Source organism: Opitutia bacterium KCR 482 (genome assembly GCA_029269845.2).
Taxonomy (GTDB): domain Bacteria; phylum Verrucomicrobiota; class Verrucomicrobiia; order Opitutales; family Intestinicryptomonadaceae; genus Merdousia.
This window is the reverse complement of record CP149973.1, coordinates 379461-396130: the sequence shown is the minus strand read 5'-3', so window position 1 is coordinate 396130 and position 16670 is coordinate 379461. Positions and strand designations below refer to the sequence as shown.

The window sequence follows — 16670 nt, the reverse complement described above, 5'->3', positions numbered from 1 at the left end:
TGCGCGGTTGTTTGCCGCGCATTTTTGCTTTCGGATTTTCGTCCGTCTATTCGTAGAGCAGCGACGCCGTTATCGACGGCGACTCGCCGAGGGCGCGGAATCGCACCCAGTAGCCGGAGAAATTTTCGGGCATAAGCTTTTCGAATGCTTCGCCGCCCTTAACGTCAATCACGCCGTATTCGAGCCAAAGCCCCGTGCCGTCTACGTCGATTTCGACGGCGATTTTCACGTCATTTTCGGAGGAGATTTTCAGCGTCTTTTTGTCGTAGCCCGTCAGCAGGAAGGGGTCTGAGACAGAGCCGTTTTCGACCGCCTGGTTTTGCCACGCGCAGCCTTCGCCGACGGGCTTGCCGAGCTTCCAGAGGTCGTCGATTGAGCCTGCCCAGAGCGAGAATTTGCCGTCGTCGGAAACTATGACGTGCGGGTTGTTTGCGGCGGCGGTGTCGGACATGCCGCTTATGAACATCAGCCCGCAGAACGAGGCGTAGTCGAACACGGCGAAGGGGTGCGAGGCAATCGGGCGGATTTTCGCCATTCCCTGCGCGTTGCGCGCGGGCAGTTCGTAGAAAGTTCCGCCGCAGTTGAAGAGGTCGCGTTCCGTCGCCACTTCGCGGGCGACCCGCGCGTTCGGCGGCATGTTCAGGAAACGCCTGTCGAGCGGCAGTCTGTACCGCTTGCCGTCTTCGACCACGAGCACGGAGCCGCCGTCGAAGCTCACGCCTTCGGGCTTTATCATTGTGGAGCGCACCGCGTCCGCGGTTTTTGCGTCGAGCTTTGCGGCTTTGAGGTTCAGGTTTGTGTCGAGCGCGTATGTGCCGATTTCGTCGAAGCCGCCGCTTTTGTTTTTGCGGAGGGCGACGATTGCGAGGGTTTTGTCGGCGGTTGAGCGCATGAGGGCGACGGAGTCCGCGCCGTTTTCAATCCGCGCGATTCCGTCGAATTCGGTGGAGGGTTGGTTTTTTCGCTTTTCGGGCGAAGATAGGTCGAAGTGGGCGGTGAGTGAGTACACGTCGTCGAGGGCTTCTATTTGCGCCCATTCGGCGTCGGAGTCGAGCGTTTCGAACTTCGGCGCGGATTCGGAAATCTCGACGATCTTCGAGCTTTTCGAGCCGTCCGCCGAGATCGAGACCACCGCCACCCTGACGGGTTTTTTGTTGGCGCACGAAAGCGTTAGGACGCGTTTCGAAAAACCGCCCACAAGCATGGGTTCGGATAGCGTGCCGCGCACGGCGTCTTCGCGCAGGAACACGCTGCCGCGCCCGATTGGCGTGCCGAGCTTGTCGAGCTGTTCGGGGTCTATAAACACGAGGTTCGAGTTAGATTTTTCGGGCGAGCAGTTTTCGGCTTTCATCGGGCGTTTGTTGTAGAACTCCTTTTGGGCGGAGTCGTCGCAGCCGAGGACGATTTTCCCGTTCCATTCGCAGAAGTCGCCGACTACTTTGAGGTAGTTCGAGCGCATTCTGATTCCCCTGGCGTGTTCCGAGTCGAAGTTAGGCGGGAATTTCCAGAACGCGCCGTGCATTGTCATGAGGAAGTCGTCTTCGCCGATGTCGCGAATGCGCGGCCATTCTGTGTTCCAGCCGTGCGAGCCGTCGTAGGAGTGCGATGCTTTCGGCAGGCGGTACGAGAGCCATTTGCCGTTTTCGCAGAGCATTAAAATTACCGATTTCGCGTCGAAGCCGAGCGACCAGAGCGGCGTTTTGTCGGGCGCGGAGCTGCCTTTGATTCCGTCTTTGCCCGTGATTTCCGTGAATTGGCAAATGCGAATCGGCGTCCAGTCTTTGTCGTCGGGCGACCAGCTTGCGAGCGCGCCCGATTTCAGCGTCGGGTCTTTGTCCACGTTTTTGTGCCGCACGCCGTTGTTTGAGTAGAACAGCTTGCCGAATCCCGCGTAGAAGCCCTTGCCGTGGTAGCCGTGGAGCTTCGAGCTTTTCGGCTTTTTGCCGTCGGCGTTGTCGGGGTGCGGTTTAAGGTTGCCGTCGCGGATTATTTCGCGCGCGTCGAGGGTGTTGACGTCAACTTCGTAGAGGCCTTCCTCCATTGTCGCGAAGAAGACTTTGTTTTTGTCGTCGGTTTGCGAACGCGCAGTGCCGGTGAGCCTGCCCGCCATTTTTTTGCGGTCGATTGCGCGGACGTTTCCCTTTTCGTCGATGAAATAGCAGCCGATTACAAGCTGTTTCGAGGCCTCGTGGACGAGCCTGTTTGCGTGCGTTCCGCCGAGCGATTCGGGGCGGATTGCGCGGTCGAGGTTTTGGTCGATTTCGTAAAGCCTGTCGTCAGACTCGAAAACGACGTGCGGGCCGTAGGTTATAGCCCAGAGTTTGCCCGCCCACGGAACGACCGCCCCCGTGCCGCATTCGCCCTCGCTGTTCCACATCGAAAGGTGCGGATAGATGCCCGAAATCGATTTATATTTTTCAGTATTCGCAAAAGAAATGGCGGATATTAAACTTAGTGCCCCAACAATCAATAGATGTTTTCCTGTCATAATGGAATTCGATTATGACCGAAGCTTCGGGGTGTGTCAATGCTTTTTCGGGCGTCTGCCTTTCAGCAGCTTGCGCAGTTTCAGCCTGTCCCATTCCGCCACGATGTAGCCGACGCATTCGGGGAATCCGCAGCGGCATGGGTGGTCGAGAAAGTGTTCGAGCGCGTAGCCGTAGTTGTAGAGAAGCTCCTCGCCTTTTTTGATGTCGCGCGTGGCGTAGAATTTTATTGTGCCGTCCTCGTTTACGGCTTCGCAGTTGGTGCGGCAGGCGTGGTTTATGAAGCGGGCGTCGTTGTATTCGAAGTTTCCGTCGATGTCGTATTTGTCGTCAAGCTCGAAGATGTACACCGCGCCTCCGCCGCTCGATTTTGCCGCCTCCTCGTTCGCAAGCCCGCGGCGGTTGGACTCCTCCTTGTCGATTTTTTCGCCGAGGTAGTCGATAATCCATTCCCCCTCTGCGATGTCGCACGCGGCGAAGACGCCGTTGCCGTGTATCGGCGATTTTCTTACTTCGTACTTTTTCATCTACTTGTTCGGGAAGCGTCCGCCGCGCACGTCGGCGATGTATTCGCGAAAAGCCTTTTCGATTATTCCGCCCACGTTTGCGTAGCGTTTTGAGAACGACGGCGGCGTTGCGGAAAGCCCCAAAACGTCTGCGGAGACAAGCACCTGTCCGTCGCAGTCCGCGCCGGAGCCTATGCCGATTGTGGGCACGGACAGCGATTCGGTGATCGCCTTTGCGCAGTCGGCGTCGGTCATTTCCATGAGGACAACGAACGCTCCTGCGGCTTCGAGAGCCTTTGCGTCGGCGAGAATTTTCGCGCGTTCCGCCTCGGTCTTCCCGAATTTCCTGTATCCGCCGAGCTTCAAGACCTGCTGGGGTTCAAGCCCGATGTGCCCCATGACGGCGATTCCCGCTTTCGTCAGGCGCGAAATTTTCTCCGCCATGTCCGCGCCGCCCTCGATTTTCACGGCGTCCGCGCCGCCCTCCTGCACGAGGCGCGCGCAGTCGTCGAGAAGTCTGTCGAAGTTGTGGTGCGCGCTGGCAAATGGCAGGTCGGCGACGATTAGCGCGGCGGGCTTTGCGCGCGACACCGCGGCGGTGTGGCGCACCATGTCGTCGATTTTCACGGGGACTGTCGAAGCATAGCCGAGCACCGTGTTGCCGACCGAGTCTCCAATCAAAACGATGTCGACGCCCGCGGCGTCGGCGAGCGCGGCGGTTGGGGTATCGTACGCTGTGAGCATCGCGATTTTTTCGACGCCCTTCATTTTTGCGATTGTTCGTGTTGTCTTTTTCATTTGCGTTTGAAGATGTTGAGTTTGTCAAGCGCGTTTCCGACCGCGTTGTTCGTGGAGGTCAGCACGTTTATGAGGTTGTTTGTGGGCTTCGAGACCGTCCCCGACACCGTAAATTCGGGACCTTTGAAGTAGCCCGCCATGGGCGATTCGGACTTCGCGTAGCCGAGGCTTTGGAACAGCCCGCGCGTCGAGCTTGCAACGTAGATGTTTACGGGAATGTCGAGCTTTTGCTGCGCGAAATCGACGGTCGGGTCGAAGAGCACCCTGCCGCCTTTCGACGAGAACACGAGGGAGTCTGTCTTCATTTCGACGGAATCGAAATTGAAGTTGAAGTCGGCGTCGTTGCGCGAGAGTTTTATTTCGGCCTCGGTGTATTTCATTTCTGTCATCAGCGACACCAGCTCGCCGATTCCCCCCAGCTCCTTGACCTTGCCGCCCAGCAGCTGCCCTGCGATTGACAGCGCGTTTCCTGCGATTGCAGCCGCCGCGCCCGCGTCGGAATTTTTGTCGAGAATGCGGATTGTGCCGCCGCCTTTGGATTTAATTTCGGCGTTGCCCGTAAGGTATTTCGCCAAGTGTTCGGCGTTGTTCCCGGAGCCTTTCAGCTCCATCGAAGCGTCGAAAATTCCCGACATCGGCGGCTTGTTTTTGTCGGCGAAAAATCCCGAAACTTCGAGGTTCGCCATGGAGAGTTTTGTCGCGGAAAGTTCGTAGGGGATTTCGCGCTTTGTGTCGAACGACACCGCCGCCGCGCCCGCGAAATCAGCCCCGAACGCGCGGAGCGAAAGCTTCGATACTTCGAGTTTGGATTCCGTCGCCGACGCCTTTGCGTCTAGTTTTTCGAGCACCGTTTTGCCCCCGAACACCGCCTTGCCGACCTTTGCGGAGGCTGTAAGATTCTTGCCGAAATTCCAGAAAGCCTTTGCATCTTTCTTCGCGAGGGAGTCCGCCTTTTTGGACTCCGATACGGCCGCAAGCGCGGGCTTTTCCACGCGCTGCGATTTCCCCGCTTCGGGCTGTTTTTCAGTGTAGTTCGGGTTTTTGAACGCGCCCGCGAGAAGCGCGATGTCGTCTACTACAATCGACGGCGCGTCGGCGTCGAGCGAAATTGCATCTCCCAGCGAGAGCTTCGCCGAGGCCTTTGTTTCGCCGAGCGTGCTTTTTATGGAGAGCTTTGCGTCGATGTTTTCGGCGTCGCCCGAAAGCTTTGCTACCACCGAATCCGCCACGTTTTGCGCCGTGCGGGTTGCTATCGAGTGCGCCGCGATTTCCGCCGAGAACCCGCCGTTTTTGTACGCGCCCCTGATATCCGCCGTGCCGCGCGAAATGTTGGAATATTTGAGCAGCGCGGGTTGGTTGAAGAGCGGCGCGAGCGCGACTGTCGCATCTATTTCCGCCGACGGCGCGGATTTCGCCGTGTCGTATTCCGCCTTTGCGCCGAGCGTGCAGAACGGCGTTTCGTTTTCGCCGATTACGCACTTTGGAATTTCGACCCGCGCCGTTTTTCCGTCGAACGAGCCTTTCGCGTTTGTCGAAACCGACAGCCCGCGCGCGAGGAATTTTCCGCCCTTTTTATATGAGAGAGCCGCGACCGACACGCCCGCGTCGAACGCGTAGACGTTCTTTTGCGGCATTGAAATTTCGGCGAGCAGCGACGCCTTTGCCGCGTCGATTTCGGGCGCGAACGGCTTTACGAGCGAGAAGGGGAACGCGGGCGCGGAGATTTTCGCAAGAGCCGCAGACGTCGCCGAAACCTCGCCGTTTTTTGTGTCGTACGAGATTTTCGAAAGTGTGGAGATATTCGCCGCCTTTTTGCCGTTTGCGTCGGAAATTCCGATTGCCAGCGATTCGAGCGTCGCCGTTCCGTCGGCGTATGCGAGCGCGGTTTCGCCGTCGATTTTAAGCCCCAGCGACTCCATCGACGAAATCGAGCGAATGTGCGCCACAATCGCGTTCATGCTTCCGCCGATTTTGATTTTCGCCTTTGCCGCGCCGTTTGCGTATTCGGCGTCGGCGGAAATTCCGAGTTTGTCGGTTTTCGAGTCGGCTGCTTCGAGCGATATTTTCGCCGTCGAAGTTTTGCCTATGAACGCGTCGGCGTTCGCGAAAATGTTGAGGTTTTCGGCGACCGTCTCGCCGCCGCGTCTGATGTACGCGCGGGTGAGCGAAAGCGGGGCGGCGGATTTCACGACCGCGCCGCCGTTTGCGAACGAGATTGCGAACTTTCCGCGAATGTCGTCTGACGCCAGCTCGATTCCATTTGCGAACGCGTTTACGAGACGCGCGGGGACTGCGAGTGTCGCCTCGATTTCCGCCTTCGCAAGCTCCTCCTGCGACTTCGCCTCGAAGGGTTTTGCTGAGAGGCCGAGCAGCGGCGTTCCGCTTTCGGAAACGTTTACCTCGAATTTTTTTACCGAGACCGCGCCGCCGTTTTTAGCTGCGGTAATGCGCACGTCCGCGCCGACCGCGCCGAGCGGTTTGAGGGCTTCCGAAATTTTTGCAAGCTCCGACGCCTTGGCGTCGCCGATAATCTCAGCCGAAAAGTTTGCGGCGTCCGCCTTCGCGTGCGCGTAGAGCGCGACTTCGAATTCGGGGAGCGCGAGCGACGGCGGCGCGAATTTTGCGGCGATTTTGCTGTTTGCGTCTATGCGGGCTTCGGCGTCGAACGCGGAGTAGTCGGCGTTTGCGTCCGCCGAGAGCTGGACGATTTTTTTGCCGTCCGCCGAGAGAAGGGCGGCTATTTTCCTTGCGCCGTTTTTTGTCTCCGCAGTCGCGGCAAGTTCGGCGTCCTTTGTCTTGACCGCAATCCGCCCGCATTTCGGTTTGAGGTTTTTTTCAAGCTCGACGTTCTTTGCCGACGCTTCGAATTTCATTCCGTCGATTTCGGCGTCGCCCGCAAATTCGCCGATTTCCACAGTCCACGGAAATTCGAATTTTTTTGCGGTTGCGTCTTTCTTTTCCGCCGCCCGCGTTTTTGTTTCGGCGTTCGCGCTTTTTGCGTCGGCTGTTTTTTGCGTTTCGGCGGGGAGGGCGGCCTGCGCGTTTTTGCTTTCGCGCGTCGTCGAGACCTTTAAGCCCGCGATTTTCGCCGAGTCTATTTTAATGTTGCGCGAAAGCAGCGCGAGCGGCGAAAACTCGATTTCGATTTTCTTTGCCGAAATTTGTTCCCCGAAATTAAGCCCGTCGATTTCCGCGCTTGTCGGCGAAATTTTTGCGCGCTCAACCGAGAGTTCCGGGCTGATTGAGTTTGCGATTTTCGTTTGCAGGGTTGCGCTGAAAAGCGCCGCGCAAATGCACGCGACAGCCGCCGCTACAAGCGCGGCGCAGATTATCAATAGTTTTTTTGCGGTTTTCATTTCGCGTCCTGGTTTACGATTTTTTCGAAAATGTCCTTTTTTATGAATGCTGTAAGCACTAAGTTTTTGCGCAGTCCGTAGAATTCCCGCGCGTATTTTTCGGGCGGAAGCGCGGCGGAAAGCGCGTCCTCGGACGCGCCGTCGCACACAACGACGTCGAAAATCGGCAGGTTTTCGGGGATTTTTCCGCCGCTCCAAAAGCCCGTGTTGCGGAGGTCGCGCAGGTCGAACGGCGCGGGCCACGGCGATTCCCTCATGACGAACGCCACGGGAATGTCGTTTTTATATTCGGAAAATTTTGCGGCTTCGCGAATCCGTTTTTCGAGGTTGGAAAAGTCGCGCACTGTGTGCGAGTAGATGAACGGGTTGCGGGGGTCGCTCGCGTACCGCTCGGAGGCGTTCGCCGAAAGTTTGTACTGCCAGAACGCGAGGGCGGCTACCGCCGCGAACGCCGCAGTCCGCGCCCAGACGTTTTTCATCGAAAGCAGCGACGCCGCGCCGAAGCCCGCCGCCGCGCAGAGGAACATGTCGGGCGAGAGCAGAAGCCACGGCGTTTTGTATTTTATAAGGCTCAGAACGAGAACAGCGAACGCTCCGTTGCAGAACGCGAACATTGCGAACGCGCACCTCCACGCCGATTTTTTTCTGCGGGCTATCGCAAAGCCGATTCCCGCGAGGGCGAGTATCGCAATCGGCAGCTCTCCGAAGACCGCGCCCTCCGACTTTTGGAGCGTCAGCAGTTGCAGGTAGTACGCGAAGCCCGAGGCGTGCGCGTCCGAACCCGACTTCGCCAAAAAGTGCGAGTACGATTTCACCGCGTCGGCGATTCCGCCCCAGTTCGCCCCGAACGACGAGTAGAACGCCGCGAACACCGCCGCAAAGCCCACCGCGAACGCCGCCGCGAATTTGAAGAAGTTGCGCGTAAAAAGCATGTACGAAAGGTTTTCGCGTATGTTTTTTTCGGCAGCCGCGCAGACGCAGAACGAAAGCCCCATCGCCGCGAACGCTATCACCGACGTTTCCTTTGTAGCCTGCGAAAGCCCCGCGAGCGCGCCTACAAGCAGGGCCGCCGCGGCGGTCGGCGCGCACGCGAACCTCCACGCGGCAAGAGCTGTCAGGAATATTGCCGCCGCGAAGATTATTTCGTGCACAAAATACCCCGAATATATTTGGAATACCGCCGACATCGAAAGGCACGCCACAGCCGCCCACGCCGCGCCGCGCCCGATGTATCTTCCCGTGAGCAGCAGCGCAACGAGCGCGAGCACCGCAATCGGCGTCATCGCCTTTCGGAAGTCTCCGATAGTCGCGCAGGACGAGGGCGGCAGTTTCACGCAGTCCGCCCAATAGTAGAGCGTGGGGCCGTGCGGGCCGTTGGGGTTGTACTCGTACTTGCCCGTATCGCGCAGATTGAGGGCGGTCGTAGCCTGTTCCGCCTCGTCGGCGTGCGTTGCGCGGAGGGTGATGTTTGCGTTTCTTGCGGAGAAGCCCGCGAACAGGCATGCGAACGCGAGCGCGATGTATGCGGCGTATTTCATTGTTTTTCGAAAGCCTCCACGAGAGTGTCGAGCGCGTATTTCGGCGGGCGCACGGGCAGTCCCTCGCGGTTGACGAAAACGTGCATTGTGTGTCCAGTGGCGAGCAGTTTGCCCGCCGCGAAAATTTCGTATTCAATCTTCACCTTGACTGTCGGGCGTTCGCGGATAGTCGCGCGGATGTCGATTAAATCGTCGAATTTTGCGGGGTGTTTATAGTTTAAATGGGCTTCGACGACGGGCAGGTGGTAGCCTTCGTCGTTCATTTTTTTGTAGCTAAGCCCTATCGACCCGATGAGCGCAAGCCTTGCGACTTCGCACCACGGCAGGTAGTTTGCGTGGTAGACAACCCCCATTGCGTCGGTTTCGGCGAACCTTACGCGCACCTGTGCGACGGCGGTAATCATAGCTCGTTTTCGGTTATCTGTTCGGGCGTCTGGCGGCGGCGGATAAGCCGCAGTTTGCCGTTTTTAAGCAGCATGACTTCGGGGGAGGCGGGGTAGGAATTGTAGTTCGAGGGGCTCATCGAGCTGCAATACGCGCCCGCTCCGCCGATTATGCAAATGTCGCCTATTTCCGCCTTTTGCATAAGGCGCGGCGCGAGGGCTTCGGGGTCGGCGGGCGCGGGGGTGAGAATGTCGCCGCTTTCGCAGCAGTGCCCCACGACTATGTATTTTTCGGTCTTTTTCGACGGCCTGTTTTGGACAATCGAAATGGGGTGCTGCGCCCCGTAAATCGAGGGGCGGAGGACGTCGGTCATGCCCGAATCGAGTTTGAGGAATTTGTATCCGTCTTTGCCCGTGTCGCACATGTCCTGAACCGTCGCGATTACCGCCGCGCAGTTCGCCAGCAGGAATGTCCCCGGTTCGATTTCGAAGCGGATTTTCCTGCCCGTGCGCTTTGCGAAGTCGCGTATTTCCTTTGCCACGGGCTTGCCTATCTTTTGGAGGTCTGTCGATTTTTCGCCCGCGACGCGCGCCACTTTGAAGCCGCCGCCCATGTCGAGCGTGTGGACGTCTTCAAACTGCTCGACCGTGGCGATGCTCATTTTCGCCACTTTCTGCCACACGAGCGGGTCTGAACCGGAGCCTATGTGCGTGTGGATTCTCACGATTTTAAGCCTGTACTTTTCGGCGACCGCCTTGATTTGCGGAATGTACTCGTGCCATATTCCGAACGACGACGCGGGGCCGCCCACGTTTGTGCGCTGCGTTCCGCCCGAACCCAGCCCCGGATTGATTCTCACGCCGACCTCTCCGCCGCGGGCGATTTTCCCGAAAGCTTCAAGCTGGTGGAGCGAGCACGCGTTGTAGAGCACGCCCGATTTCACAATCTCTTTCAGGTTTTTCGGCAGCTGCTGCGACGACAGCGAAATGTGGGTGGGGTCTATTCCCGCGCGGATTGCGCGTTCGACTTCGAATGCGCTGGACGCGTCGATATGCAGCCCGAGCTTGTCGAAGAGTTTGAGAATCGCCGCGTTCGATGCAGCCTTCATCGCGTACCTTACGGTAAGCCCGAACGCGTTGGGGAAGGCGAGGGCGGCCTTCGCCTGTTTTACGAGCGACGCTTCGTCGTAGACGTAGCACGGGGTTTCGAATTTTGCGGCTATTTTCTTCGCAGTTTTGCCGTCGGGAAATTTTGGCTGCTCCATTTTCATATAGAGCGGGAATTGTGGACAATTATTCCGTTTTGTCAACCGCTTCGATAAGCGCGGACTCCGTGAGAACCGCGGGAAGCTCTATCGGCCGCCCTTTCGGAGGAAATAGCAGGTTGAGCGGCACGCCCGCGCGTCCGTATTTTTTCAGCTCCTCCGTTATCGATTCGTCGCGGTTTGTCCAGTCTCCGACGAGCACCGCGATTTTGCGTTCGGCGAAGAGTTTTTTTATCTTTTCCGAGTGCAAAACCTTTTTGTTGTACTGGCATGTCAAACACCACGCCGCCGTGAAGTCCACATAAACGCGCCTGCCGTCGCGCCGCAGGGCATCGACTTTTGCCGCGCTCCACGCGTCTTCCGCGCTTTTGCCGCTTCTATTTTCTTCGGCGAATTCCGCCCCGACCGCGCCGATGTACATTGCCGCCGCAATCGCCGCCGCCGCCGCGCATTTCGCGAAAATCCGAGTCCGCCGCGAAAAATGCGGAAGCGAGAACATTCCGTAAATCCTAAGCCCTACGCCGAGCACGAGCAGCGCCGAGAGCAGGTGGACGGTCTCGCCCGTCTGCTTTCCGTAGAGCCACACGAGCCACACGACCGTCGCAAAAAGCGGAATCGATAGAATGTTTTTGAGGGTTTCCGTCCACGCGCCCGCCCTCGGCATGCGCTTTGCAAGCGCGGGGAATGCCGCCAAAACGACGTACGGCGACGCCATTCCAAGACCGAGCATTGCGAAAACAGACATCGACTCGGCCGTCGAAGCCCCTCCCGCCAGAGCCGCTCCGAGCGCGCTCCCCATGAACGGCGCGGTGCAAGGGCTTGCCACAAGCACCGCAAGAACTCCCGACAACGCCGACGAAAGGTATTTGTGCCGCCCGTCCGTTCCCGCCGAGCCGCCCGCGAAGCCCGCGCCGATTTCGAACGCCCCCGCGAAGCTCAACGCCATCGCAAAAAACAGCAACGCCATCGCCGCCGCAAAAACGGGGTTTTGAAGCTGGAATCCCCAGCCGAGGTTTTCGCCCGCCGCGCGGAGGGCAATCAGCACGCCAGCAAGGGCGCAGAAGCTCGCGACAATTCCGCCCGCGTACGCCGCAGCTCCAAGCACCGCCGACTTCCCCGACGCCCCCGCTCCCCTTGCGAACGACATTATTTTCAGCCCGATTACGGGGAACACGCAGGGCATGAGGTTGAGTATAAGCCCGCCCGCGAACGCGGCGCAAAGAACCGCAAAAAATCCGGAATGCGCCCCGCGCGGCTCTCCGTTTGCGCCCGCGCCCGCGTTTTTGCCGACATCTTCGGGCGGTGTCGCGGCGGGGGAGTTTTTTGAAATTTGCGCGTTCGCCGCAAGACGGGGGCTTTCTGACGCATTTTGAAGTCCGCCGTCCGCCGCCTTTGCGCCGCCCGCGATTTCAACTTCGAACTCCGCAGATTTTTCCTGCGGCACGCATGTGTCGGAGCAGGCGAGCCACTTTGCGGAAACCTTGATTTTTTCTGTTCCCGCCTTTGCCCCCGCTTTCGGGTAGATTAGCGCGGATACCGTCGCTTTGCCGTCGTAGCCGCCGTATTTTTCGCCGAAGCTTTCGAAAGTCTTTTCCTTTTGCCATTCGAGCGAGACCGATTTTATGCCGTCGGGAAGCGAAAATTCGAACTTGGTAGGCTCGCCTACCGACGCGGTTTTGCCGTAGATGTGCCACTTCGGGGCGATGTCGAGCACCAAATCGACACGCGCGGGCGATTCCGCCGAAGCCTCCGCTTTCACGGTTTCGACCCTGAAATCGACCTGCGCCGCCGCCGCGCACGCCGCAAACAGCGCAATTATTAACGGGCTTTTCATATATAATGTTGACAATTCGGAGAAGAATAACGATTTTTAAGCGACATAGGTTTTATAGGCAATATAAAAATTGCCGCAACCGTTATATTAAATCGCAAAAAAATCGGAAATTTTTATGTCAGGCATCAAAGGTTTTCTCTCGAACGGCATAGGTATCGACCTCGGCACGGCTAATACGCTCGTCTATCTTAAAGATTCGGGCGTCGTGATGAGCGAGCCGAGCGTCGTCGCCATTTACAGCAATTCCAAAAAGGTGGTTGCCGTCGGCGAAAAGGCGAAGAAAATGCTCGGCAAAACCCCCGGCAACATCACCGCAATCCGCCCCATGAAAGTGGGCGTAATCGCCGACTACGAAATTACCGAAATCATGCTCCGCTACTTCATCGAGAAGGCGTCTAAGCAGTTCAGTTTCATTCAGCCGAAAGTGGTAATCGCGGTGCCGTCGGGCATTACGGGCGTCGAAAGACGCGCCGTGCAGGAGGCTGCAATCCGCGCGGGGGCGCGTTCGGTGCTCCTCCAAGAAGAGCCTTTGATGGCGGCAATCGGCGTGGGGCTTCCCATCGAAGAGCCGAACGCCAGCATGATTGTGGACATCGGCGGCGGCACGACGGAAGTCGCGGTGATTTCGCTTTCGAATGTCGTGTGCTCGCGCAGCGTAAGAATCGGCGGCGACGAGTTCGACAACTGCATTATCCAGTACATGAAACGCGCCTACAACCTCATCATAGGCGAACGCACTGCGGAGGAAATCAAGATAAACATAGGCTCGGCGTTCCCGCTCGACAAGGAGCTTACCTGGGAGGTCAAGGGGCGCGACGCGCAGTCGGGGCTTCCGAAGACGCTCTACGTGTCTTCGCAGGAAATCCGCGAGGCGCTTTCCGATCCCTTTAACGCCATTACCAACGTTATCCACGAAGTCCTTCAAAGAATAGAGCCGGAGCTTAGCGCAGACCTTACAACGCGCGGCATAGTGCTTTCGGGCGGCGGCGCGTTAATCCGCAATCTCAACCTCCGCATTTCGGCGAGCACGCTCATGCCGTGCTTTGTCGCCGACAACCCTCTTCGGGCGGTCGTAAACGGCACGGGGGCTGTGCTCGAAAACTACGATTTCTGGACGAAGGAAAATTCATAGCAAAAAAAGGCGGCGGGGAAAATGCGTTTGCGTAAGTTTACAGAGGTGCGCAATCTCGCGATTTTTGCCTGCGCGGTGCTTGCGTGCCTGTTTGCGCCGACCGCCGTCAGAAATTCCGCCGAACGCGCGTTCGAGGAGTTCCGCGCTCCGATAGACGCAATTCCGTCGCAACTGAGCGATTTGGAGAAGTTTTGGAGCTTGTCGTCGCGCTCTAAGCGCGAGCTTATCGAAGCGGGGCGCGACTTGGCGCGTTTGAACTCCGCCTACGAGCTTAAACTCCTCGAAAACGAGTCCCTGCGCAACCGCGTCTCGCGGCTCGAAAACATTTTGAATCTGCCCTCGCAGGAGAAATTCAAGGCTGAGGTCGCCCGCGTCTGCCGCCGCGACATTTCGGCATGGTGGCAGCACATCACAATCCGCAAGGGGAAACGCCACGGAATCCGCGAGGGCTACGCGGTGGTCTACGGCGGCGGGGTTGTCGGCAGAGTTGTCAAGGCGGACGCGTACACGTCCGTCGTGGAGCTTGTCGGCAGCAGAAAATTCCGCATGGCGGCGCACGTTGCGGGCGAGGACAGACCCATAATCTATCAGGGCGCGGGCGCGGTCTCGATGCAGAGTGCGCAGGGAGAGGTTTTCGACGCGCCCGCGGACTTGTCGGCAAGCGCGTCGTCGCCGCTGAAACTCGTGACGTCGTCGCTTGCGGGTTCGTTTCCGGAGGGCGTGCTCATAGGAGAGATAGTCTCGCTTGAAACCGAACCCGACGGCATATTCAAATCGGGCAAAGTGCGCCTTCCGCGTGGACTTGCCTCATTGCGGGAAGTCGCGGTGCTCATACCCGTTTCGGACGCGAGGCTCGACTGACCATGCTCATGCGCGCGCTGACAATCCTGTTGACGAATGCGGCATACCTGTTCGTGCTGTCCACATTCAATTCGGAGCTTGCGCCGTCGGCGTACCTCGTTCTGCCCGCGCTGTTCATAATTCCCGCCGCGCTCTACCTCGACTTTCTCCCGATGCTAGCGGTCGTTGGGGTTTCGGCGTTTCTGTGCTCGTCGACGACCGGCGTCCGCGCGGGGCTGACCGCCGCGCTGTGGCTTTCGGCGGCGTTCGCCGTCCACGGAATGCGCTTCCGCTTCCGTTCGGGCGACTGGTTTTCGATTACCGCGCTCGCCGAAATAACAAACATAATTCTGGTGTTTTTCTACGCGCTGCTTTTCCCGCGCGACGTCGGGGGATTTTTCGAATACGCGTCGAGGGTGTCGGCGGACGCGCTGCTTTCGGCGGCGGTTCTGCTGTTTGCGGGCAAATTCTGCGCGGTTTTGCCCGTGTCGCTTGCGAACTTTTTGGGAATCGAAATGTCGATAGACGGGGAGGATTGATGGCGGCGGAACGCACATATTCGAAGAAGAACCCGCGCATACCGTTCTTTTACTGGGCGTTTGCGTTCGCGTTCGTCGTGCTGATTTTCGCCCTCGGATACAGGCAGATTTATTTGTACGACTTCTACGTCGAGCGCGGCGGGCGGCAGAGCATGCGGCGCGTTATCGAGCCCGGGACGCGCGGCGACATCTACGACAGAAACGGCAGGCTGATTGTGACAAACAAGCCGATATTTTCCGCCGTCGTCTATTTCAACGACATTCGCAAGGAGTTCAGGGAGGAGTACTTCAAGCTGAAAAAAATCGAGCTTGCAAAACTCGCCTCCGTCGGTTCGAACGCCCGCCCGAACTACGCGGAAATTACCGAACGCGCCCGCTCTAACGTCCTAAACGGCTACCTTGCGCAGATTAACGGAATCTTGGGCACAAACTATTCGCTTGGAATTGCCGACTACAATAAGCACTTTCTCCAAAAGCAGCTTCTGCCCCTGCCGCTTGTCCGCAACCTCACCGAGCGCGAGCACGCGATTCTTGCGGAGCGCATTCCCGTGGATTCGCCCATTCAGATTTACACGGGGACTTCGCGCTACTACCCCTACGGCGACGTCGCCTCGCACGCGCTGGGCTATGTGGCAAACAACTTCGACGACGACATTTCGAAAATCCCCGGCAGCGATCTGCGCACCTATGCGATTGTCCCGACCATCGGGCGTTCGGGCATAGAGGCGGCGTTCGACTCCAAGCTTGCAGGCACGAGCGGCGCGAAAATCTGGGTTGTCGACCTCGCGGGCTACAAGTACGAAAACGTGCTCGACATTTCCCCCACAAAGGGCGGCGACGTGTTCACCTCCCTCGACATCGAAATCCAGCAGGTTATAGAAGAGGCTTTCGGCGAGCGGAAGGGCGCGGCGGTTATGCTCGACGTAAATTCGGGCGAAGTGCTCGCGCTCGTTTCGCGGCCGAGCTACGACCCGAACATGCTCACGCCATATATCACCCACAAGGTTGACCGCGAAATCACCGAGCGCGGCGCGTGGCTCAACCGCGCGACGTCGGGGCTGTACCCCCCCGGGTCTACATTCAAGGTTGTAACCGCCACGGCGGGGCTTCGCAGCGGCGCGATTGACGAAAACTCCGTGAAAACCTGCACGGGCGGCTACCGCGTAGGCTCGCGCATTTTTCCGTGCAACAGCAGGTGGGGGCACGGAAACCTCGATTTGGTCGGCGCGCTCGCGCACAGCTGCAACGTCTATTTTTACGAAACGGGAATCGACGCGGGAATAGAGTCGATAGCCGACACCGCAAAACTCTTCGGCTTCGGCGAGTCCACGGGAATAGAGCTGAAAGAGGAGTCTTGGCGCAGGACGATTGTCGCGACCCCGGAATTCAAGCGCAAACGCCGCAAATACGACGGCCCGTGGACGAACGGCGACACCGCCAACGCCTCGATAGGGCAGGGCTACATGCTTTTCACGCCGCTCCAAGTGGCGTCGTTCGCGGCGTCGTTCGCGCGCGGCGAGACCCGCACAAAGCTCTCCATGCTTCACGACTCCCGCCGCAAAACCGACGCGGCGTACCACGGGGCGGAGAAAATTCCGCTGACAAAATCGCAGTACGACAAAATCTTGGAGGGCATGGTAGCCGCCACCGAACGCGGAACGTCGAAACGCGCGCGCGTCGCGGGGGTGAAAGTCGCGGCGAAGTCGGGCACGGCGCAGGTCAGCGTGAACGGACGCCCGCTGACGCTCGCGTGGCTGATTGCATTCGCCCCCGCGGAGTCTCCCGAAGTCGCGATGGCGGTAATTGTGGAGGGCGAAGAGCCTGGGGACGTGGGCGGCGGCAGAACGGCGGCTCCAATCGTGGGGGCTGCGTTCAAAAAGTATTTTTCGGGCGCAAACGGCGCGGCTGTGGAAGTGGAAAATTAGGCGGCGCGGGCTTCGGCACTTTTTCGGGCGGCGGGCGAGTGTTTTTTGTTGACGCTCGATTTTTTAAG

General features: G+C 58.5%; 12 protein-coding genes. 4 read left to right on the top strand and 8 right to left on the bottom strand.

The window, feature by feature from the left end; genetic code table 11:
* Positions 1-46 precede the first annotated feature (46 nt).
* Genes P3B99_001610 through P3B99_001575 form a run of 8 tightly spaced genes read right to left on the bottom strand, consistent with a single transcriptional unit; the run spans position 47 to position 12166 of the window.
* Positions 47-2488: a hypothetical protein gene (locus P3B99_001610; GenBank protein ID WYJ07826.1), complete on the bottom strand. Its 2442-nt coding sequence runs from the start codon at positions 2486-2488 to the stop codon at positions 47-49.
* Between the two features lie 36 nt (positions 2489-2524).
* On the bottom strand, positions 2525-3013 hold the full coding sequence (locus P3B99_001605) for an SET domain-containing protein-lysine N-methyltransferase (GenBank protein ID WYJ07825.1): 489 nt from the start codon (positions 3011-3013) through the stop codon (positions 2525-2527).
* The gene (gene panB, locus P3B99_001600; GenBank protein WYJ07824.1) at positions 3014-3790 is read right to left on the bottom strand and encodes a 3-methyl-2-oxobutanoate hydroxymethyltransferase; all 777 of its coding nucleotides are present in this window, start codon (positions 3788-3790) and stop codon (positions 3014-3016) included.
* Positions 3787-7146, bottom strand: coding sequence for a hypothetical protein (locus P3B99_001595; protein WYJ07823.1), 3360 nt, complete (start codon positions 7144-7146; stop codon positions 3787-3789). Before P3B99_001595 ends, panB begins: the two co-directional genes overlap by 4 nt.
* Entirely contained in the window at positions 7143-8684 is a 1542-nt protein-coding gene (locus tag P3B99_001590; GenBank protein ID WYJ07822.1) for a hypothetical protein, read from the bottom strand. Before P3B99_001590 ends, P3B99_001595 begins: the two co-directional genes overlap by 4 nt.
* Positions 8681-9088 carry a thioesterase family protein gene (locus P3B99_001585; GenBank protein WYJ07821.1) on the bottom strand — a complete coding sequence of 136 codons (408 nt, stop codon included), beginning with the start codon at positions 9086-9088 and terminating at the stop codon, positions 8681-8683. Before P3B99_001585 ends, P3B99_001590 begins: the two co-directional genes overlap by 4 nt.
* Positions 9085-10332 (bottom strand): diaminopimelate decarboxylase, encoded by a 1248-nt coding sequence (locus P3B99_001580; GenBank protein WYJ07820.1) that lies wholly within the window; start codon positions 10330-10332, stop codon positions 9085-9087. The genes P3B99_001585 and P3B99_001580 overlap by 4 nt, the downstream gene beginning before the upstream one ends.
* Before the next feature lie 28 nt (positions 10333-10360).
* Entirely contained in the window at positions 10361-12166 is a 1806-nt protein-coding gene (locus P3B99_001575) for a thioredoxin family protein (protein ID WYJ07819.1), read from the bottom strand.
* A 115-nt stretch (positions 12167-12281) separates the two neighbouring features.
* On the opposite strand from P3B99_001575, the gene P3B99_001570 reads away from it, so the two are divergent.
* Genes P3B99_001570 through P3B99_001555 form a run of 4 tightly spaced genes read left to right on the top strand, consistent with a single transcriptional unit; the run spans position 12282 to position 16602 of the window.
* A complete protein-coding gene (locus P3B99_001570; protein ID WYJ07818.1) occupies positions 12282-13298 on the top strand; it encodes a rod shape-determining protein in 1017 nt (338 codons plus the stop codon).
* A gap of 27 nt (positions 13299-13325) precedes the next feature.
* Complete coding sequence (gene mreC / locus P3B99_001565; GenBank protein ID WYJ07817.1) at positions 13326-14159, top strand: rod shape-determining protein MreC; 834 nt, start codon at positions 13326-13328, stop codon at positions 14157-14159.
* Positions 14160-14161: 2 nt separating this feature from the next.
* The gene (locus P3B99_001560) at positions 14162-14677 is read left to right on the top strand and encodes a hypothetical protein (protein ID WYJ07816.1); all 516 of its coding nucleotides are present in this window, start codon (positions 14162-14164) and stop codon (positions 14675-14677) included.
* Entirely contained in the window at positions 14677-16602 is a 1926-nt protein-coding gene (locus tag P3B99_001555; GenBank protein ID WYJ07815.1) for a penicillin-binding transpeptidase domain-containing protein, read from the top strand. Before P3B99_001560 ends, P3B99_001555 begins: the two co-directional genes overlap by 1 nt.
* Positions 16603-16670 lie beyond the last annotated feature (68 nt).